This is a genomic window from Sphingomonas sp. PP-CE-3G-477 (genome assembly GCF_003050745.1).
In the GTDB taxonomy this organism is placed as follows: Bacteria; Pseudomonadota; Alphaproteobacteria; order Sphingomonadales; family Sphingomonadaceae; genus Sphingomonas.
In genome coordinates this window covers 233,122-252,002 of the sequence record NZ_QAOF01000004.1, presented here as the reverse complement: position 1 = coordinate 252,002, position 18,881 = coordinate 233,122, and the positions used below count along the sequence as shown (strand labels likewise).

The window sequence follows — 18,881 nt, the reverse complement described above, 5'->3', positions numbered from 1 at the left end:
CGATATCTGCCGAACCGGTCCGGAGTGACGGGATGTCTTGGCAAGGTTCAGATCCGGAACACCAGCCAGCCGCCGGCTCTCAGTTGATCAACGAAGCGACGTCGACGGGGCGGCCCCGGCGGCGGAGTTCGACCGTGATGCGCGGATCTTCGCGGGGGGCGGTGCCGAGCGGCGCGCCCATCGCGACGCGGTCGCCGGGCTTTGCGGAGGTTGTCGCGAGGCCCGTGATGAGGCTGGTCCAGCCGTCGGCGTGGTCGATGATGACGATCGTGCCATAGTCGCGGAAGCGATGCGCGTAGCGCACCGTGCCCGCCGCGGGGGCGACGACGCGGGCTCGGGGGGCAGTGGCGAAGGTCAGGCCGCGCGATCGGACTCCGGCGTCCGAGACTTCGTCAAAGCCGGTGACGAGCCTGCCCGCTACCGGTGTACGGTACACGCCGCGCGGGGGCGCCGGGGGCGTCGTGCCGGGCGCGATCGGGCGGGGGATGGGACCGGCGAGCGCGATCAGGCTGGCTGCGGTCGCCATGGCGTTGGTGGTGGCGGCCATGCCATCGACGAGATCGCGCGCGCGTTCGCCGAGCGCCAGCGCGCGATCGGACTCGCTGAGCGCACCGCGGCCGAGCGTCTGGCTGCGCTGGCGATGGCGCGCTTCGAGGGTGGCCAGTGCGATACGGTCGTTCTCGAGGCGCGCGCGGCCGTCGGCGAGCGCCTTGGCGGCGAGCGTGGCACTGGCCTGCAAACGGCGCGTTTCCACGAGTTCGATGCGGACGGCTTCGGTGCGCTGGCGGACCACGGGAAGCGCGCTGCCGAGCACCGCGCGGACATGGACGAGGTCATCGACCGATCCCGGCTGCGCGACTGCGACAATCGTCGGGCGGCGAGCGAGGGATTCCAACGCTGCGAGGAGCCACGCGACGGGGGCTTGCGCGCGACCGAGCTTGGCGCGTTGATAGGATAGCAGACGCTCAACGAGTGCCACGCGCGCACTGGCGGTGGCTAAGTTCGCCTCGGCAGCCGTTACGCGGGCGGCTAAAGCCTGTTCTTCACGCCGCGCCTTGTCGGCGGCGTTTCGCTCCTGGATAGCCGCTGCGGTGAGTTTAGCGGCACGGCGTGCGGCGATCGCGGCATCGCGCTTTGCCGCGACCAGACGCCCCTGTTCGCTCGCGACCTCAGCCGTGTCATTGGTCTGCGCGGTCACGCCGCCCGCAACCGCGAGCAGCGCCGCGACCGCCAGGCCCCTCCCCATCCTCATGCATCACCCTTCGCGGTGATAGGGGTGGTTGGCAAGGATGCTGGTCGCGCGGAAGAGTTGTTCGGCGAGCATCGCGCGCGCGAGCAGATGCGGCCAGGTCGCGCGGCCGAACGAGAAGAGCAGATCGGCCTCGTCGCGCGCCGCATCGTCGAAGCCGTCGGCCGCCCCGATCATGAATCGTGCCTCGCGCACGCCGTCGTCGCGCCATCGCTCGAGCTTTTGCGCAAACTGCGTCGACGACAGCGTCTCGCCCTTCTCGTCGAGCAGAATGCGCTTGGTCTGCTCGCCGACCAGCGGGATCTTGCCGCCGGTGTCGGGGAGCTCGCTGACCTTGGTCGGCCAGACGATACGCTTCAGATAGCGGTCGACGAGGTCGGCCTCGGGCGAGCGCCCGATCCGACCGCGGGCGACGATGTGGAGCAGCATCGCCGCCTCGGAGCCGGCTTAGTCTTCGTCGGTGAAGGTCGGCACCGGCGGCGGCGCTGGTGCGTCGCCGAATGCCCACATCCGCTCCAGGTTGTAGAAGCTGCGGACTTCGGGGCGGAACAGGTGGACGATGACGTCGGTCGCGTCGATCAGCACCCAGTCGGCGGTCGGCAGGCCCTCGATCTTCACCGGGCGCTTGAACTCGGCCTTGATCCGCTCGGCCAGCTTCTGCGCCATCGAGGCGACCTGGCGGGTCGAACGACCGCTGGCGATCACCATGTAATCGGCGATGCTGGTCTTGCCCGCGAGCGGGATCGAGATGGTCTCGACCGCCTGGTCGTCGTCGAGCGACGCGAGGATCAGGCGATGCAGCGCCTCAACCTCTTCGGGGTCGGTCGCGCGAGGGGCAGTAGGGGAAGTGGCCAAGTCAGCTCCTGGGTAAGACTACCGAGCCAGCAACGTGCTGGGCCCAGTCGGGATTTTCGGCGCGCAGGCCGGTTGCGGAGGTCGGGTCGGGTCGGAAGCGCAACAGCACGAGGGCCGGCAATCTCCACGTCGTCCAGCTCTTCGCATGGTCTGTGCGCCGTTGGAAGCGCCGCAGCCAACCCATCGCGGGGGCCGCGAGGGCGCGCCCGTCATATCCCGGACGCGCGATTACCGCAATCGGAACCTCGCGGGCGATCGCGCGCCAGTTCTTCCACCGGTGGAAGTCGGCGAGATTGTCCGCCCCCATCAGCCAGATGAAGCGCATTTTGGGATAACGCCGCTTGAGCTTGCGGATCGTGTCAAGCGTGTAGCGAGTGTGCAGCCGCGCCTCGATGTCGGTCGCGCGGATCGGTGCGCGGCGGGCCATTTTCCGCGCCGAGGCAAGGCGGGCGGAGAGCGGCGCCATGTCGTTGGCTGCGTCCTTGAGCGGGTTGCCAGGGGATACCAGCCACCACGCCTCGTCGAGCGCGAGCGCGTCGATTGCAGCGAGCGTGATGCCGCGGTGGCCATTATGCGCGGGATTGAACGACCCGCCTAGGATGCCGACGCGGGTCACCGCTGTTTACGCCAGTTCTCACGACCATGATAAGCTCGCAGGATTTCAACGCCGTGCGGGACGATGCGGTAGATCAACACATAGTCGGTATCAGGCACGCGCCACTTGCGCTCGTCGCGGTCGACGATCGGACCTGCGGCGGGAAAATCGGCGAGGAAATTACCTGCCGCGATCGCAGCGCGGCCCACTAGATCGGCATAGTCGAGATCGCGTCGAGCGTTGAAATCATCGATTCGTGCGAGATCGATCTGCGCGAGGGGAGTCCAGGTTGCGCGACTCATCCTCGCCGACGAGCAGCCACGCGCTCTTCGAACCAGATTTCCATCTCTTCCTGGCTTATCAGTTCGCCGCGATCAGCGGAGTCGATCCCCTCTTGGATGAAGGCGCGCATCCCTGCATGATGCTCGGCTGCCTCTCGGATCGCTTCGGCAGCGAACTCCTCGCCGGTGATACCGCGATACCGCGCAAGTTCCTCGACCATCGCGAAGGTCGTGGGATCGAGCGGAGTGGTGATCGAGATGGGCGCGTTCATGGGCTTAAGCTACGCCGATCGGTAGGGAGCATCAACCGCGCACCTGGCCGGTGCCGCGGCCGATCCATTTGTAGGTGGTGAGGCCTTCGAGCGCGACCGGGCCGCGAGCGTGGAGGCGGCCGGTGGCGATGCCGATCTCCGCGCCGAGGCCGAACTCGCCGCCGTCGGCGAACTGGGTAGAGGCGTTCCACAACACGATCGCGCTGTCGACTGAGGTCAGGAAGCGCTCGGCAACGGCGGCGGCGTCGGCGACGATCGCGTCGGTGTGGTGCGAGCCGTGGCGGGCGATATGCGCGATCGCCGCGTCGATGCCGTCGACGATCGCGACCGAAGCGATCGCGTCGAGATATTCGGTGTCCCAGTCGGCCTCTTCGGCGGCGGCGATCTCGGAAACGAGGGCGCGCGCGCTTGCATCGCCGCGTACTTCGCAGCCCGTTGCAGCGAGTCTTCGGATCAGGGCGGGTGCGTCCGCATAGTCACAGTCGATCAGCAACGTCTCCATCGACCCGCAGACGCCGGTGCGGCGCATCTTCGCATCAACGACGACGGCCTCGGCCATCGCCGGGTCCGCGGACGCATGCACGAAGACATGATTGATGCCATCGAGATGCGCGAGGACGGGGACGCGTGCTTCGGCCTGGACGCGCGCGACGAGACTTTTGCCGCCGCGGGGAATGATCAGGTCGATCACCCCGTCAGCCTTCAGCATCGCGCCGACCGCTGCGCGATCGGTGGTCGGCACGAGTTGCACGGCGTTGATGGGTACCCCCCCCGCCTTCAGCCCCGCGACCAAAGCCGCGTGGATCGCACGATTGCTCTTCACCGCTTCGGACCCGCCGCGCAGGATCGCTGCGTTGCCGGCCATCACGCACAGCGCGGCCGCGTCCGCAGTGACGTTGGGACGGCTCTCGTAGATGATACCGATGACGCCGATCGGCACGCGGACGCGCGAGAGCTTAAGTCCGTTCGGACGCTCGCTGGCGTCGATCACCTGCCCGACCGGATCGGCGAGCGCCGCCACCGCCGCTACGCCGTCCGCCATCGCCGCGACGCGCGCCTCGTCCAGTCGCAACCGATCGAGCAGCGCACCCGACAGACCCGCCTCTGCCGCGCGCGTCATGTCCTCCGTGTTGGCCGCAACGATCTCAGCAGATGCCGCCCGGATCGACTCCGATGCCAACACCAGCGCGGCGGCCTTCCTCTCGGACGGCATCGCCGCCAAGACCAGCGCGGCAGCGCGCGCGCGCGCGCCCATTTCGGCGATCATTTCGGTCGGATTTTCTGCATCGGCCATGGCCGACGCGGTACCATGCGAAGCCTCTCGCGCCAACGTCACGAACTCGTTACGCTGCCGATATTGCAGGGGGACGCATGACTGGGGATATCGGGGCAGCGGCGGATATCGCCACGGGTACACTCGTCGGGCGCGCGTTCGAACCAAGCGCGGGCGAAACGCATGCCACGCATACGGACCATTCTCCGAACGGTGCGCTGTGCCTGAATTGTGGGACGCGATTAGTAGGCGAGCACTGCCATACCTGCGGCCAATCGGCACACGTCCATCGGTCGCTCGGCGGGATCGGGCATGAGATCGCACACGGGGTTTTCCATTTCGAAGGCAAGATATGGCGGACCTTGCCGCTGCTGGTACTGCATCCAGGCGCGCTTACGCGGCGGTACGTCAATGGCGAGCGGGCGCGGTTCGTGTCGCCGCTGGCGCTGTTCCTGTTCACCGTCTTCCTGATGTTCGCGACGATCGGTGCGGTCGGCGGCGAAATGACGAAGGACTTCATCCGGGACGAGCGCACCGGCAAGACCTCCGATTATGCACGCGAGGCCGCCAGGGCTCGCGCAGCGCTGAACAAAGTCGAGGCGCAGCAGGAGGTTGCGAAGCGTGCACCCGCCAAATATTCGGGAGAACAGCTTGCCACGCTCGATCGGCAGGCAAGCGCCCTTCGTACTACCGTTCGTGCACTTGGCGTGGCGGCGGATATGCAGAACGGTGCCGCTTACGGCACGGTCGTCGATCTAGGCGACTTCAAGACCGGTTGGGAACGACTCGACCACGGGATCGCCAAGGCGAACGGCAACCCGGGCCTCATGTTCTACAAGCTGCAGACCAGCGCGTACAAATACAGCTGGGGCCTGATTCCGTTATCCGTGCCGTTCATGGCGCTGCTTTTCGTCTGGCGACGCCGACATCACCTCTACGACCACGCTATCTTCGTGACCTATTCGCTCGCGTTCATGATGCTGCTGACGATCGTGTTGATCATAGCGGGCGTTATAGGCGTCGCGGAGGGCTGGATCGTTATGGCGGCGATATGCGTGCCGCCAGTCCACATGTTCGCGCAGCTTCGTGGGGCTTATGAGTTGCGGAAGTGGTCGGCGGCTTGGCGGACGGTTGCGCTGCTGACGTTCGCGTTCACGGTTTTGCTGGCGTTTATCGTGCTGTTGTTGCTGCATGGTTTGACGGACTGAACATTATTAGGCGGGTCCTGCCAACGCCCGTTCATGCTGAGCGAAGTCGAAGCACTTTCGCGAGGGGCATGTCCTTCGACTTCGCTCAGGACGAACGGGAGAAAGAGGGCACCCTCGACATCCTTAACTTTCCCACGACTCCGAACATTCTCAACGGCAGGGGTAGAGGTTCGCCAGGACGCGGGCGTAGCCGTCCTTAAGCGGGCGCTTCTGGTAGCTGGCGGGGAGTTCGTTCAGGCCGTCGAGCATGTCCATGATACCGACGGACTCGCCTTCCGGAACGCAGGCGATCGGTGGCTTGCCGGCGGCGGCGCGGGCGGCGCGTTCTGCCTTCAACTGATTGGTTGCGGCCTTGGCTTCAGCCTTCAGGGCGGGGAGGTCGGGGGACATCAGCGCCATCGGGCCCTGGTCGCGCAGCGCGTTGGCGCGGGCCAGGAAGGTGCCGACGGTCATCGCCGCGCTTGCCGGCATCGCCACGCCGACCATGAGCAACGCTGCAACTACAGCCTTCGAACGCGAATACGACATGGGCGGCCTTTCCGAGAAAAGACCGCCCATAGAGCTACTTAAGTGACTGTCCGGTGAACCGGATCACGCCCCCAAAGGGGTTGGTGTCCCGAACGGACCCGAGGGGCGCCGCGTCTTGGGGATCGACGTACCCGCACGTGGGACGGTTGACGCCTTCGCACCCGGATCCGGACGATCGAGATCCTCGCCCGCGATCAGCTTCTTGATCTCGTCACCGGTCAGCGTCTCGAACTCGAGCAACGCGCCGGCCACGGTGTGAAGCTGGTCGACGTGATCACTCAGCACCTGCTTGGCGCGGTCGAGACCACCTTCGACGATCCGCTTGATCTCGTCGTCGATCAGCTGCGCGGTCTGGTTCGACATGCGCGACGGACGGCTCGACGAGTAGCCGAGGAACGACTCGCCCTCGGGCTCACCATATTCGAGCGGACCGACCTTGTCCGACATGCCCCAACGCGTGACCATGTCGCGTGCCAGACCCGTGGCGTACTGGATGTCGCCCGACGCGCCGGACGAGACCTTGTCGTAGCCGAAGATGACTTCCTCGGCGACGCGTCCGCCCATCGAGACCGCGAGGTTCGCGTACATCTTGTCGCGGTGATAGCTGTACGAGTCCCGCTCCGGCAGACGCATGACCATGCCCAGCGCACGACCGCGCGGAATGATCGTCGCCTTGTGAATTGGATCCGAAGCAGCCTCGTGCATCGCGACGACGGCGTGGCCGGCCTCATGATACGCGGTCATCCGCTTCTCGTCGTCGGTCATGACCATGCTGCGACGCTCTGCGCCCATCATGACCTTGTCCTTGGCCTCCTCGAACTCGGCCATCGCCACCAGACGCTTGCCCTTGCGCGCGGCATGCAGCGCCGCTTCGTTGACGAGGTTGGCGAGATCGGCACCGGAGAACCCAGGCGTACCGCGCGCGATGACGCGAGCATCGACGTCGGGCGCGAGCGGCACCTTCTTCATGTGCACTTCAAGGATCTTGATGCGACCCTCGATATCCGGACGCGGCACCGTGACCTGCCGATCGAAACGGCCCGGACGCAGCAGCGCCGGATCGAGCACGTCGGGACGGTTGGTCGCGGCGATGATGATGATGCCTTCGTTCGCCTCGAAGCCGTCCATCTCGACGAGCAGCTGGTTCAGCGTCTGCTCGCGCTCGTCGTTACCGTTGCCGAGACCGGCACCGCGATGACGACCCACAGCATCGATTTCGTCGATGAAGACGATGCAAGGTGCGGACTTCTTCGCCTGCTCGAACATGTCGCGGACACGGCTCGCGCCGACACCGACGAACATCTCGACGAAATCAGAACCCGAGATCGTGAAGAACGGCACACCGGCCTCACCCGCGATGGCGCGGGCGAGCAACGTCTTGCCGGTACCGGGCGAGCCGACCAGCAGCGCGCCCTTGGGAATCTTGCCGCCGAGACGTGCAAACTTGGTCGGATCTTTCAGGAACTCGACGATCTCCTCAAGCTCTTCGCGAGCCTCGTCGATGCCAGCGACGTCCTGGAAGGTGACCTTGCCTTCTTTCTGCGTCAGCATCTTCGCGCGGCTTTTGCCAAAGCCCATCGCGCCCGAGCCCGAGTTCTTCTGCATCTGCTTCAACACGAAGAACGCGATGCCGAGAAACAGCAGGAACGGCAGCGACTGATAGAGGAGCAGCGCCAGCATCGAGGGGCCCTCTTCGGGCTTCGCGCTGATCGACACGCCCTTGTCGCGCAGCTTCGGCACCAGCGTCGAGTCGGGGATCGGGTACGCCTTGAACTTCTCGCCGGACGACAGCGTGCCGGAAATCATGTCGCGCGAGATGTTGACGTCCTTGACGGTGCCCTCGTCGACCTTGTCGAGGAACGCCGAATACGCGATCGTGTTGCCACCCGACGCCGCGGTGCGGCCGTCGAACATGGTCACGAACAGCGCCAGCGCGAGCAGGATGCCGACCCAGATCAGCAGGCTCTTCATCCAAGGATTGCCGCCGCCATTTTCGGGGCCGCCGTTTCCGGGGCCCTGGGGCTTCTGACCGCGGTTGTCGTTGTCGCTCATGGGTGCACGATACCTTTCAGCGCACAAGATAAGCGCGCGCAGGTTAATGGCAATGGAACAACGCGTGAGTTGCGTTGATCAGTGTGAACGGACCGGCGCGCGGGTCAGGCTGCGGTTCGACGCGGCGGTGCCTCGCGGAAGCGCCAGACGTCGCCGCGAACGCTGGCGATGATCCCGGCTTGGGTGGTGCGCTTGCCGGTCATCAGCGAGTCGAGCAGGCTTTCGATGTTGGCCGCCTCGGTCCATTCGGGTGCGACGATGCCGGCGTCTTTGCGGACCGTGCCGATCGCACGACGAGCAAGACGGCGGAGGATCTCGCGGGGCAGCTTCTCGACCGCAAGCTTCACCTCGCCGCCGCCAACCTTGGCGCGTTCGGTCCAGATCCAGTCGACCATCGCGCGGACGTCGGTATCGGTCTCGGCGAGCGCAGCGGCGGCGCGCGCGAGGTTGGGCGTACCGAGCCATTCGTTCTCGCCGAGCAACCGGCGGAAGCGGGTGCGATCGTGGCGGTCGTCGTGGTTCGAGGGGTCGTCGAAGAACGGCACTTCGGCACGGCGGACGATCGCGCGGAGTTCGGCGCGGCGCCAGTCGAGCAGGGGGCGGACGACCGTGACGCCGTGGACTTCGGTGCGGGCACGGACTCCGGCGAGGCCGGCGAGGCCGGAGCCGCGAGCGGCGCGCATCAGGAAGGTTTCGGCCTGATCGTCAGCGTGATGTCCGGTGACGAGCGCCCCTGCCCCGATCGTACGGGCGTGATCGGTCAGAAGGGCGTAGCGCGTGGTGCGCGCCTGCGCCTGGATGCTGGCACCGGTGATCGGTTCGCTGGGGGCGAGCGTCGCGTGTGAGATGCCAAGCGTTGCGCAATGCGCGGCGACCATCGCCGACTCTTCCACCGCTTCGGGGCGGAGGCGGTGGTCGATGCTGGCGACCGTGAAGCCGGGCGGCAGGGCCTCGTGCGCGAGAGTTAGCATCGCCATGCTGTCGGGGCCGCCGGAGACGGCGAACAGCGGGTTGGTGATGTCGCTTGCAAGGCGCGCGAAATCGGCGGCGAAGCGGCGTCCTTCGTCGGTCATGCGGAGACAGTCCTGACGGTCGAGCAGTCACCACCCCGGCGGAGGCCGGGGCCCAATTCGGAGATGGTAATGGCTAAGTGCAGCCCTTCGTTACGACGACCTTGCCAATGGGGCCCCGGCCTCCGCCGGGGGGGTGGTAAAGTGCGACGTGAGATCAAGGACAGGCAGGTACGCGTGCGCACTGGAAGATGCCTTACTTGCACTTCGCCGCGCTGCGCCCGGCGGCAACCTGCCCCTTCATCGCCGATGCCATCTTGGCGCCGTAGACGTCGTTCAGTTCGTCATACACCTTGCACGCATCCGCCGGCTTGTTGAGCTTGGTCAGCGCCTGGCCGAGATACAGCAGGCTGTCCGGCGCGCGTTCGCCCTCGGGCATCTTCTTGTAATTGTCGTAGAACGCCATCGACGCGAGGCTCGGCTTGCCCTCGTCGAGATACGACCGGCCGAGCAGATTCTGCGCGTAACTGGCACGCTTGCTCTTCGGGTATTCGGCGACGACCTTCTTCAGTTGCGCCTCCGCCTGCGGATACTGCTTAGCCGCCCAGAGGCGGTAGCCGTACATATACTCGTCCTCCGCCGGATCGCCGGTCGAGGGCTTTTCGACCGATACCTTGATCGGTGTCGCCGCGCCGGGCTTGCTTGCGGTCTCGGGGCGCGTGGTCGGGCGCGAGGGGCCGCTCGACTGGTCATCGGACTCGATCGGGCCGCCTGCCCCCGTCGCGATCGGCGCGGGACCGGTCTCGAGCGTCTTCAGCCGCGCGTCGTTCGAGCGGCGGTAATTGTCGAACGCGTCCTGCAACTGGCGCGTGCGGTTCTGGTTCTGCTCGATCTGCTCGGTGAGCGAGGTCATCTGCTGTTCGAGCGACGTGACGCGCTGGTTCACGTCGGCGAGCGCGCTGGTGGCGGGCGAGCCTGGCCCGGGGCCCTGCTCGCTCTGCGGCGCGCGGACTTCGGGCTGGAGCATCTGGCCCGCTCCGCCCGGGAAGACCTTCCGCTGGACCGCGCGCATTTCGCTTTCGAGCTTGCCGACGCGGCCCTCGACATTTTGTGCCTGTACGGCAGCGGGCAGCAACGCCGCGAGGCAGACGCCGACCAGAATTGACTTACGCATGGGCCACACCCCCCGGTGGATTGGTTAATCGTCCGGGTATAGCTGCACTACCCATCCTGTCGCCAGCCTTAAGACCCTGGCGCCGGTCTGCCGCCGTTACGGATTGGGCGTTGCCGTAGCGGCGGACGGTGGATTAGCGGCCGCATCCAAATTGGCGCGCTGCGTTTCGCTCAATGGACGACGCGGCGTGCGGGGACGGTTGGCGGTGCGCGACCGCTCGGACGACCGCGTCGATGTCGCTTCGGTCGCGGTCGGCGTGGCCTGAGGCTCGGGGGTGCCGGCGATCCGCGCGGCGATGGCCGGTGCCCCCACGGACACGTCCTTGATCGCGCGCTCGCCCGTGCCGAGCGCAGGGGCAGCGGCGCCGTTGAGCGTCACCGCCAGCTTGTCCGCACGACCGATGTTGATCTTCGGATCCTTGGCATTCTTCGGCACGTCGAACTTTTCGCCGGGCTTCATCGTGCCGAGGTACAACGTCTTGTTGTCGGCATCGTAGACGCGCATCCATACCTCGTCCGAGGCAGTCAGCGTGACCTGCCCGTTGGCAGGCGTGGCCGGCGCAGGGACCGGTTGCGCGGTCTGCGCGGCGGGGTTCGGCGCGGTCTCGGCGATCGGCGTCGTGGTCGAGGCGTTGTTCGAACCACGGAACATGTCGGTGCCGTACCACAGCCCGACCAGCACCAGCACCGCGATCGCGATGCCCAGCGCGACGATCGCCAGCCCGCGCGACGGCACGCGCGACGGATCGGTCATCTCGTACGGTTCGTATTCGGGCTTCTTGCTGCCCAGCTTCGCGACGTCGCTCCGGACGATGTTGGCGATCTGCACCTCGTCGATACCCATCGCGCGGGCATAGGCGCGGCTGAAACCGACCGCGTAGGTCGAGGACGGCAGCGTGGAATAATCGGACGCCTCGATCGCTTCGAGGTGACGCAACGGCACACGAGTACGCGTCGCGATATCCGCGACGGTCAGGCCCTGCGCCTCGCGCGCCTTGCGGAGAATGTCGCCAGCACGCTCTGGTTGAGCGGGTGCTGCGTTCTGGCCGGTTTCGACCTCGTCCATTCTTGTCTCCGAACACGGGTGCGTAGCGTTTCCCGCCATGGCACCCGTCTTTCAGAGGGCCCCAGCCGTGTCAACGCACCGCGCGTCTTAACCGCAGCTTTCCGCCGATCAGACGATTTCGACGCCGTTCTCGGTTGCCCAGGTCGTCAGCGCACCGCGCATGTCGCGCGGGGGGTTGGCCAGCAGCCCTGCCATGTATGCAGTGAGCGCGGCGCGATCGAGCGAGCGCGTCATCGCCTTGATCGGGCCGACCGCCGCGGGGGTGATCGACAACCGCTCTATGCCGAGCCCGATCAGCGCCATCGCCTCCAGCGGACGCCCACCCATCTCGCCGCAGACCGCCAGGTCGACACCCGCCGCGCGGACCGGTGCGACCAGCCGCGCGATGAAGCGGAGGATCGACGGGCTGAGCCAGTCGTAGCGCTCCGCGAGTTTGGGATTGGCGCGATCGGCGGCGAACAGGAACTGCGTGAGGTCGTTGGTGCCGATCGACAGGAACTCGATCTTCGGCAGCAGGATGTCGAGCATCTCGGCGAGCGCCGGCACCTCCAGCATCGCACCGTAGCGGATCGCCAGCGGCATCTTCCGCCCGCGCCCTTCGAGCCACGTCCGCTGTGCCTCGAACAGCGCACGCGCCTCGTCGAATTCCCACGGCTCGCTGACCATCGGAAACATCACGTTGAGCGTGCGACCGGCGGCGGCTTCGAGCAACGCGCGCGCCTGCACCTTCATCAACCCGTCGCGCTCCAGGCCGAGGCGCAGCGCGCGCCAGCCCATTGCCGGGTTCTCCTCGTCGGCATCTTCCTTGTTAAGATACGGCAGCGCCTTGTCGCCGCCGATGTCTACGGTGCGGAAGATCACCGGGCGATCGCCCGCCGCGTCGAGCACTTCGCGGTAGAGCCGCTGCTGCCGCTCGCGCTGTGGTAGCGTGGCGGAGACGAGGAACTGGAACTCGGTGCGGAACAGGCCGATGCCGTCGGCTCCGGTGACGTCGAGCGCGGCGACGTCGTCGCGGAGGCCTGCGTTCACCATCAAGGTCAGGCGGTGGCCATCCTTGGTGACCGGCGGGACGTCGCGGAGCGCGGCGAACGCCGCCTTGCGCTTCTGGCGCATCGCGAGGCGCGCCTCGAACGCTTCCTCCATCGCCGCCGAGGGCCGCGCGAAGACGTTGCTTTCCGCGCTGTCGAGCAACAGCATGTCGCCCTCTGCGACCAACCGGCGGATGTCGCGAACGCGGCCGAGCACGGGTACGCCCATCGCGCGCGCGACGATCGTGACATGCGCGGTCAGTGAGCCTTCTTCCAGGATCACGCCCTTCAGCCGGCGCTTGTCGTATTCGAGCAGTTCGGCGGGGCCGAGGTTGCGCGCAATCAGGATGGTGTCCTGGCGAAGACCCATCTGCGCGGCGGTACCCATCTGGCCCGAGACGATGCGGAGCAGCCGGTTCGACAGGTCCTCCAGATCGTGCATCCGGTCGGCGAGCAACGGATCGTCGATCTGGCGCATGCGCTGGCGGGTACGTTGCTGGACGCGCTCGATCGCCGCCTCGGCGGTCAGGCCGGAGTCGATCGCCTCGTTGATGCGCCGTGCCCAGCCCTCGTCGTACGCGAACATCTTGTAGGTCTGGAGCACTTCGACGTGCTCGCCGCCGACGCCGAATTCGGCCTCGCGCGTCATCCGGTCGATGCCTTCGCGCATCTTGTCGAACGCGGCGTAGACGCGGTGGCGCTCGGCGTCGGTATCCTCGGCGACGGTGTGCTCGATGTGGATGCGCGGCTGGTGATAGACCGCGAAGCCCGCGCCCATGCCGTCGACGAGCTTCTGGCCAGGGATGCGCATCGCCGCGGTCGACTGCGGCCGATCCGCGCCGCCGCCGGTGGTGTCGATCAGGCCGGCATTGGCGATCAGTTCGGAGAGCACCATCGCCACCGTCTGCAACGCCTCGATCTCGACGTCGGCATATTTGCGACGGTCGGCGTGCTGGACGGCCAGAACTCCCACGGAGCGCTCGCGGCGGATGATCGGCACGCCGGCGAAACTGTGGAAACGGTCCTCGCCGGTCTCGGGCTTGTAGGCGAAATCGGGGTGGCTCGCGGCTTCGTCGAGGTTGAGCACCTCGACATCCTCGGCGATCGTGCCGACGAGACCTTCGCCGAGTGCAAGCTTGGTGACGTGGACGGCCGCCTGGTCGAGGCCGCGGGTCGCGAACAGTTCGAGCACGCCCTCTCGCAACAGGTAGATCGAGCAGACTTCGCTATCGATCGCAGTGGCGATGATGCCGACGACGGCGTTCAGCTTGGCTTGCGCAGAGGTGCGCGACGCCATCACGTCGTGAAGGCTGGTGAGGATTTCGCGGGCGGAGGCGGCGGCCGAAAGGGGCATTCGGGTTGGCTATCAGATGAAACGCTTGGGTGCCACGCAACAAAAGCAGTGTCGGGGTGAAGTTCTATCGATCTGGCGGTGGGGATTATTACAAATGAGATTGGTGCTGATCGCGGCGCGTAAATCTCATCGGCTCCGGTTGCCCCTCCCCCTTGTTCTCCCGCGAAGGCGGGAGCCCAGTCTGGGTCCCCGCCTTCGCGGGGAAACACGGTAGCGCGTACGCAACCAGTTACGCGTCGAACAGGCCGTCCTGGCTGCCGGCGGGCGGGTTGAGGCCGAGGTGCTTCCACCCTCCCGCATTCAGGAACCGACCGCGAGCAGTGCGCGCGATCAGACCCAACTGGATCAGATATGGCTCGATAACTTCCTCGATCGTGTCGCGCGGTTCGCTGAGACCTGCCGCAAGAGTCTCCACGCCGACCGGGCCGCCGCGGTAGATGTCGGCGATCATCATCAGATAGCGGCGGTCCATCGCGTCGAGCCCGAGCGAATCGACCTCCAGCCGGTTGAGCGCCGCATCCGCCGCGCGTGCATCGACTGTCTCATGCCCTGCGACATTGGCGAAATCGCGCACTCGCCGCAGCAAACGCCCGGCGATGCGCGGCGTGCCACGCGCACGACGAGCGATCTCCATTGCGCCGTCCTTGGCGATGCCCAGTCCGAGCAACCCCGCCGCGCGCGTGACGACGCGCTCCAGCTCCTCGACCGTGTAGAATTGCAGCCGCACCGGGATGCCGAAGCGATCGCGCAGCGGCGTCGTCAGCAACCCCTGCCGCGTGGTCGCGCCGATCAGCGTGAACCGCGGCAGGTCGATCCGCACCGATCGCGCGCTCGGGCCCTCGCCGATCATCAGGTCGAGCGCACGATCCTCCATCGCCGGGTACAGCACTTCCTCGACCGCAGGCTGCAACCGGTGGATCTCGTCGATGAACAGCACGTCGCCATCCTCGAGATTGGTCAGCAGCGCGGCGAGATCGCCCGACTTGGCGATCACGGGCCCCGAGGTGGCGCGGAACCCGACTCCCATTTCGCGCGCGACGATCTGCGCGAGCGTGGTCTTGCCGAGTCCCGGCGGCCCGAAGAACAGCACGTGATCGAGCGCATCGCCCCGCGATTTTGCCGCCTGGATGAAAATGCGCAAATTCTCCCGCGCGGCCTTCTGCCCGACGAATTCGTCGAGCGTCTTCGGGCGCAGCGCGGCGTCGACGTCTTCGGGACGCTTGGCGGCAGTCAGGATGCGGTCTGTATCGGTCACACCCTGCGATAGCGCGCTCGCGGTGAAGGGGGCAAGGCGGCTATGGGGGTGGGATGACCAACGACACCTCGCACCACGATTTGTATCTGCTGGGCGGAGTCTCGCCCGCGCTGGAGGCGACACTCGCCGAGCGCTTCACGTTGCACCGCAAGGATCCGCCCGGGACGACGCGCGCGATCGTCGGTGGCGGGAGCAGCGTGGTGGATGCGGCGCTACTCGATCGTTTTCCGGCGCTGGAGATCGTCGCGATCCACGGCGTCGGCTATGACGGGATCGACCTTGCCGCGACCAAGGCACGCGGCATCGCGGTGACGACGACGCCGGACGTGCTGACCGACGACGTCGCGGACCTCGCGATCGGGCTAATGCTGGCGGTGCAGCGGCGGATCGTCGCGAACGACCGTGCGGTGCGGGACGGCGGGTGGCAGGTCGATCTCGCGCGCCGGGCGAGCGGGCGACGGATCGGGATCTTCGGGCTCGGCCGGATCGGGAGGGCCATCGCCAAGCGTGCTGCGCCGTTTGCGAACGAACTTCACTACACCGCGCGTTCCGCCAAGCCGGATTTCGCGGGCGTATTTCATGCCGACATCGCTTCGCTTGCGGGAGCATGCGACGTTCTGATCATTGCCGCACCTGGGGGCGAGGCGACGTCGCATATCGTGGATGCGGGTGTTCTCAAGGCGCTTGGCGAGGACGGTATCCTCGTCAACATCGCTCGGGGGAGCTTGGTCGACGAACCGGCGCTGCTAGCCGCGCTTCAGGCTGGGACGATCGCCGGGGCGGGGCTCGACGTATTCGCCGACGAACCTGCCGTTCCCGACGCACTCGAGGCGATGAACCAAGTGGTCCTGTCACCGCATCAGGGTAGCGCGACCGTCGACGGGCGGGCGGCGATGGCGGCGTTGGTGGTTGCGAACCTCGACGCGCATTTTGCCGGACGACCGCTGCCGACCGCACTCTGAGACAGGGACCTTGTGAAACCAAGCCCCCTTCCCGTTCGCCCTGAGCGAAGTCGAAGGGTGTGCCCCAAGAGATGGTGCTTCGACTTCGCTCAGCACGAACGGACGTGGGAGCGAGCGGAGGGTTAAGAACGAACCGAACGAGTCCGAAACTACGACTTCGACGCCTTGCGCAACGCCAGCCGCACCAGCGCGTCGAGCGAAGCCCCAGGCCCCAGCTCCTCGTCCGCCGCCGCTACCGCGACACTCGCCTCGTTCGGGCGGAACCCAAGGTTGAGCAATGCCGACACCGCATCCGCAGACGCGCCCGGCGCGGCGTTGACCACCGCCGGCCCGAGCCCAAGCGCGATGCCGCCGACCTTGTCCTTCAGTTCCATCACGATGCGCTGTGCAAGCTTCGGCCCCACGCCGTTCGCGCGCGCGACCATCGCCTTGTCGCCACTCGCGATCGCACGGCTCAGGTCGACGGGCTCCAACGCCGACAGGATCGCGAGCGCGACGCGGGCGCCGACCCCCTGCACTCCGGTCAGCAACCGGAACCAGTCGCGCTCGTCTGCGCTCGAAAATCCCACGAGCCGCTGAAAATCCTCGCCCACCAGCAATTCGGTGAACACGGTACAAGCCTCGCCGATTGGGCCCAAGGCCGACAGCGTGCGCGCCGACGCACCGACCAGATACCCGACGCCACCGACGTCGATCACGGCATGGTCGATACCCGTTGAATCCAGACGTCCCTTGAGATGCACGATCATTCGGCATGCGGTAGATCAAAGGAGGAGCGTCGTCATCCAGTCAAAATCCGCTCTCCGCACTTCACGGCCCATTACACGCTGGGCCGCAACCGATCTTCCCCGGTCGTCGATCGCCCCGTGACCGGCGCAGGCGGTTTGACGACGCCGTGAAGGGCCTGGGTCGGCGCGCCGATCACGGCAGCGCGCGCACGCAGGCTTGCCCTCAGAAATACCGTGTCGGATGCCACGAAACGCCGCGGCGTCGTGCCGAGGAAGGTGCCTGCGTCGCGCAGGAAATGCGAAGCATCGAAATAGCTGCTGTCGATCTTCGAATAGTCGGCCATGCCGTCCGTCCGGATCAGCCCGATGAACGACCGGAGAAACCGCGCGCGACGCAGCAGCAGCTTCGGCGGCATGCCGAAATGCCGCGTCGCCATGCGCCGCAGTTCGTGCGTCGGGATATCGAGTCGATCGGCGACGTCCTTCATCTCGATCACGCCGTCGGTCACCGTCAGCGCGGTGAAGGCGCGGATCAGGTCTTCGCGCGGGTGCGCTCGCTGGAACAGCGGACCGAGAACCGCGTCGAGCAGCGGCTTGATGAACGAGTCATCGTCCAGCGCATCGAGCCCCTCGATCAGACGCGCGGAAAGCTCTGCACCGAGCACTGCCGACAATGGCGTGACCCGATTGTGGAAATCGCCTGCCGACCGGGCCGTCAGTCGCGACCAGCCCAGCGCGCTCAGGCCGATGCCTACGGCGATCCCACCGGTCGTTTCCGTCCGGAAGGCGCGGCTGGTAGGGCCGTAGAAGCTGGCCCGATCGACTGGCCCGAACCGGTGATTGCCGATCGATACGGTCAACGGGCCCGCATCGACGACGACCGAGATCATCGCCGGGGCGGGCAGATACCAGTTGAGCATCGGGGTACGATCGTCCGATGCATAGATCGCATAGCCCGTCAGATATTCGGACAGACTGGGATCGGGGAGATCGTACCGCATCCGCATTCCGGGTGGCATCGCAAACGCGCCTGCCGGAACATTATGGCTGTTGGTGCCGCCGCTTACCTGATCGAGGTTCATCGCTCTACCTTGATCTATATTAAAAATTAACCATGGCGCGACTGCCACACTGTCATCGGTCTGGCCAGAAAAACTTTAATGGCCGGTAAGTCTTGGAATTTGCATCCGTTATGGACCCAAATCTAGAAACGCATCGAGCACGCGGAGTGTCAGTCGGACAGTCCGTCTTAGTTACGATCGTCGTCCGTGAACGCCGTCGATAAGTTCTGCGGGGAGCAGTTTACCTGCCAACTCTAGATGTCGGACTTTGTCCGATCTCAGCGTCATGATCGACGTTTGACAAAGACTATCACGCGTCGCCGGGTCTTCAAAGCTTCTAAGACCGAGCCGGACGCGCCGGCGAGGATCAGGCGCCGATACCGGATCGCCGCGCCAGGGCGGCGGCACTCGCGACGTGATGCGCATGCGTGATCGCGACCGCGAGCGCATCGGCGGCGTCGGGCCCGGCAAGCTTGGCGCCGGGCAGCAGTACCGCCATCATCGCCTGGATCTGCTTCTTGTCCGCGCCGCCGGTGCCGACGACGCCCTTCTTGACGGTCGAGGGGTGATATTCGCCGATATGCAGCCCTGCGCCGGCGGCAGCCAGAAGCACGACGCCGCGCGCTTGCCCGAGCTTCAACGTCGATTGCGCGTTGGTGTTGCCGAGCACTTCCTCGACCGCGGCACCATCGGGGCGTTCGGTGCGGATGACGTCGATCAGCGCATTGTAGAGCGCTGTCAGGCGGCGAGGGAGCGCCATCGACGGGTCGGTCTTGATCTGGCCGTTGGCGATATGGCTCAGGCGGTTGCCGTCGGCGCGGATGATGCCCCAGCCTGTTGTGCCTAGGCCCGGGTCTAGTCCTAGGATGATCATGAGAAGGAAGAAGAAGATTGGTTCGCGCGGAGGCGCGGAGGCGCGGAGGGGGTACGC

At 66.3% G+C, this 18,881-nt stretch carries 19 protein-coding genes; 2 read left to right on the top strand and 17 right to left on the bottom strand.

Going from position 1 to position 18,881, the window contains the following annotated elements:
- Positions 1 to 79 precede the first annotated feature (79 nt).
- Genes C8J45_RS10600 through C8J45_RS10570 form a run of 7 tightly spaced genes read right to left on the bottom strand, consistent with a single transcriptional unit; the run spans position 80 to position 4,546 of the window.
- Complete coding sequence (locus C8J45_RS10600; protein WP_258191405.1) at positions 80 to 1,252, bottom strand: murein hydrolase activator EnvC; 1,173 nt, start codon at positions 1,250 to 1,252, stop codon at positions 80 to 82.
- Between the two features lie 3 nt (positions 1,253 to 1,255).
- Complete coding sequence (locus C8J45_RS10595; protein WP_060526522.1) at positions 1,256 to 1,678, bottom strand: 23S rRNA (pseudouridine(1915)-N(3))-methyltransferase RlmH; 423 nt, start codon at positions 1,676 to 1,678, stop codon at positions 1,256 to 1,258.
- An 18-nt stretch (positions 1,679 to 1,696) separates the two neighbouring features.
- Positions 1,697 to 2,104, bottom strand: coding sequence for a ribosome silencing factor (gene rsfS, locus C8J45_RS10590; protein WP_056061225.1), 408 nt, complete (start codon positions 2,102 to 2,104; stop codon positions 1,697 to 1,699).
- A 1-nt stretch (position 2,105) separates the two neighbouring features.
- The gene (locus tag C8J45_RS10585; protein ID WP_107963190.1) at positions 2,106 to 2,720 is read right to left on the bottom strand and encodes a nicotinate-nucleotide adenylyltransferase; all 615 of its coding nucleotides are present in this window, start codon (positions 2,718 to 2,720) and stop codon (positions 2,106 to 2,108) included.
- A complete protein-coding gene (locus C8J45_RS10580) occupies positions 2,717 to 3,001 on the bottom strand; it encodes a type II toxin-antitoxin system RelE/ParE family toxin (protein ID WP_107963189.1) in 285 nt (94 codons plus the stop codon). The genes C8J45_RS10585 and C8J45_RS10580 overlap by 4 nt, the downstream gene beginning before the upstream one ends.
- Entirely contained in the window at positions 2,998 to 3,252 is a 255-nt protein-coding gene (locus tag C8J45_RS10575; RefSeq protein ID WP_107963188.1) for a hypothetical protein, read from the bottom strand. The genes C8J45_RS10580 and C8J45_RS10575 overlap by 4 nt, the downstream gene beginning before the upstream one ends.
- A gap of 31 nt (positions 3,253 to 3,283) precedes the next feature.
- Positions 3,284 to 4,546 (bottom strand): glutamate-5-semialdehyde dehydrogenase, encoded by a 1,263-nt coding sequence (locus C8J45_RS10570; RefSeq protein WP_107963187.1) that lies wholly within the window; start codon positions 4,544 to 4,546, stop codon positions 3,284 to 3,286.
- Positions 4,547 to 4,623: 77 nt separating this feature from the next.
- On the opposite strand from C8J45_RS10570, the gene C8J45_RS10565 reads away from it, so the two are divergent.
- Positions 4,624 to 5,733, top strand: a complete 1,110-nt coding sequence (locus C8J45_RS10565; protein WP_107963186.1) for a DUF3667 domain-containing protein — start codon at positions 4,624 to 4,626, stop codon at positions 5,731 to 5,733.
- A gap of 150 nt (positions 5,734 to 5,883) precedes the next feature.
- On the opposite strand, the gene C8J45_RS10560 is transcribed toward C8J45_RS10565, so the two are convergent.
- The 7 genes from C8J45_RS10560 to ruvB form a co-directional block, all read right to left on the bottom strand.
- A complete protein-coding gene (locus C8J45_RS10560; RefSeq protein ID WP_244655800.1) occupies positions 5,884 to 6,261 on the bottom strand; it encodes a hypothetical protein in 378 nt (125 codons plus the stop codon).
- 63 nt (positions 6,262 to 6,324) lie between these two features.
- Positions 6,325 to 8,313, bottom strand: a complete 1,989-nt coding sequence (ftsH, locus tag C8J45_RS10555) for an ATP-dependent zinc metalloprotease FtsH (protein WP_107963185.1) — start codon at positions 8,311 to 8,313, stop codon at positions 6,325 to 6,327.
- A 104-nt stretch (positions 8,314 to 8,417) separates the two neighbouring features.
- Positions 8,418 to 9,386 carry a tRNA lysidine(34) synthetase TilS gene (gene tilS / locus C8J45_RS10550; RefSeq protein WP_107963184.1) on the bottom strand — a complete coding sequence of 323 codons (969 nt, stop codon included), beginning with the start codon at positions 9,384 to 9,386 and terminating at the stop codon, positions 8,418 to 8,420.
- 193 nt (positions 9,387 to 9,579) lie between these two features.
- On the bottom strand, positions 9,580 to 10,497 hold the full coding sequence (locus tag C8J45_RS10545) for a tetratricopeptide repeat protein (RefSeq protein ID WP_107963183.1): 918 nt from the start codon (positions 10,495 to 10,497) through the stop codon (positions 9,580 to 9,582).
- A gap of 96 nt (positions 10,498 to 10,593) precedes the next feature.
- The gene (locus tag C8J45_RS10540) at positions 10,594 to 11,562 is read right to left on the bottom strand and encodes a RodZ domain-containing protein (protein WP_107963182.1); all 969 of its coding nucleotides are present in this window, start codon (positions 11,560 to 11,562) and stop codon (positions 10,594 to 10,596) included.
- 108 nt (positions 11,563 to 11,670) lie between these two features.
- Positions 11,671 to 13,944 (bottom strand): phosphoenolpyruvate--protein phosphotransferase, encoded by a 2,274-nt coding sequence (gene ptsP, locus C8J45_RS10535; protein ID WP_107963181.1) that lies wholly within the window; start codon positions 13,942 to 13,944, stop codon positions 11,671 to 11,673.
- Positions 13,945 to 14,173: 229 nt separating this feature from the next.
- Complete coding sequence (gene ruvB, locus C8J45_RS10530) at positions 14,174 to 15,199, bottom strand: Holliday junction branch migration DNA helicase RuvB (protein ID WP_056061260.1); 1,026 nt, start codon at positions 15,197 to 15,199, stop codon at positions 14,174 to 14,176.
- Positions 15,200 to 15,252: 53 nt separating this feature from the next.
- Between ruvB and C8J45_RS10525 the strand changes: the two genes are divergently transcribed.
- The gene (locus tag C8J45_RS10525) at positions 15,253 to 16,161 is read left to right on the top strand and encodes a 2-hydroxyacid dehydrogenase (protein ID WP_107963180.1); all 909 of its coding nucleotides are present in this window, start codon (positions 15,253 to 15,255) and stop codon (positions 16,159 to 16,161) included.
- A gap of 149 nt (positions 16,162 to 16,310) precedes the next feature.
- Here the strand turns inward: C8J45_RS10525 and ruvA are convergent, their stop codons facing one another.
- The 3 genes from ruvA to ruvC all read right to left on the bottom strand — a co-directional run bounded on the left by ruvA (position 16,311) and on the right by ruvC (position 18,824).
- Positions 16,311 to 16,910 carry a Holliday junction branch migration protein RuvA gene (gene ruvA / locus C8J45_RS10520; RefSeq protein ID WP_107963179.1) on the bottom strand — a complete coding sequence of 200 codons (600 nt, stop codon included), beginning with the start codon at positions 16,908 to 16,910 and terminating at the stop codon, positions 16,311 to 16,313.
- 71 nt (positions 16,911 to 16,981) lie between these two features.
- Entirely contained in the window at positions 16,982 to 17,971 is a 990-nt protein-coding gene (locus C8J45_RS10515) for a hypothetical protein (protein WP_107963178.1), read from the bottom strand.
- A 346-nt stretch (positions 17,972 to 18,317) separates the two neighbouring features.
- A complete protein-coding gene (ruvC, locus tag C8J45_RS10510; RefSeq protein ID WP_107963177.1) occupies positions 18,318 to 18,824 on the bottom strand; it encodes a crossover junction endodeoxyribonuclease RuvC in 507 nt (168 codons plus the stop codon).
- Positions 18,825 to 18,881: the final 57 nt, after the last annotated feature.

Bases quoted from the DNA above. Each gene is read 5' to 3' on its own strand.
- ftsH (WP_107963185.1), bottom strand. From the start codon at position 8,313: ATGAGCGACAACGACAACCGCGGTCAGAAGCCCCAGGGCCCCGGAAAC.
- ptsP (WP_107963181.1), bottom strand. From the start codon at position 13,944: ATGCCCCTTTCGGCCGCCGCCTCCGCCCGCGAAATCCTCACCAGCCTT.
- C8J45_RS10525 (WP_107963180.1), top strand. From the start codon at position 15,253: ATGACCAACGACACCTCGCACCACGATTTGTATCTGCTGGGCGGAGTC.
- tilS (WP_107963184.1), bottom strand. From the start codon at position 9,386: ATGACCGACGAAGGACGCCGCTTCGCCGCCGATTTCGCGCGCCTTGCA.
- ruvA (WP_107963179.1), bottom strand. From the start codon at position 16,910: ATGATCGTGCATCTCAAGGGACGTCTGGATTCAACGGGTATCGACCAT.
- C8J45_RS10515 (WP_107963178.1), bottom strand. From the start codon at position 17,971: ATGAACCTCGATCAGGTAAGCGGCGGCACCAACAGCCATAATGTTCCG.
- C8J45_RS10595 (WP_060526522.1), bottom strand. From the start codon at position 1,678: ATGCTGCTCCACATCGTCGCCCGCGGTCGGATCGGGCGCTCGCCCGAG.
- C8J45_RS10575 (WP_107963188.1), bottom strand. From the start codon at position 3,252: ATGAACGCGCCCATCTCGATCACCACTCCGCTCGATCCCACGACCTTC.
- C8J45_RS10580 (WP_107963189.1), bottom strand. From the start codon at position 3,001: ATGAGTCGCGCAACCTGGACTCCCCTCGCGCAGATCGATCTCGCACGA.
- ruvC (WP_107963177.1), bottom strand. From the start codon at position 18,824: ATGATCATCCTAGGACTAGACCCGGGCCTAGGCACAACAGGCTGGGGC.
- C8J45_RS10540 (WP_107963182.1), bottom strand. From the start codon at position 11,562: ATGGACGAGGTCGAAACCGGCCAGAACGCAGCACCCGCTCAACCAGAG.
- C8J45_RS10600 (WP_258191405.1), bottom strand. From the start codon at position 1,252: ATGAGGATGGGGAGGGGCCTGGCGGTCGCGGCGCTGCTCGCGGTTGCG.
- C8J45_RS10570 (WP_107963187.1), bottom strand. From the start codon at position 4,546: ATGGCCGATGCAGAAAATCCGACCGAAATGATCGCCGAAATGGGCGCG.
- C8J45_RS10545 (WP_107963183.1), bottom strand. From the start codon at position 10,497: ATGCGTAAGTCAATTCTGGTCGGCGTCTGCCTCGCGGCGTTGCTGCCC.
- C8J45_RS10560 (WP_244655800.1), bottom strand. From the start codon at position 6,261: ATGTCGTATTCGCGTTCGAAGGCTGTAGTTGCAGCGTTGCTCATGGTC.
- C8J45_RS10565 (WP_107963186.1), top strand. From the start codon at position 4,624: ATGACTGGGGATATCGGGGCAGCGGCGGATATCGCCACGGGTACACTC.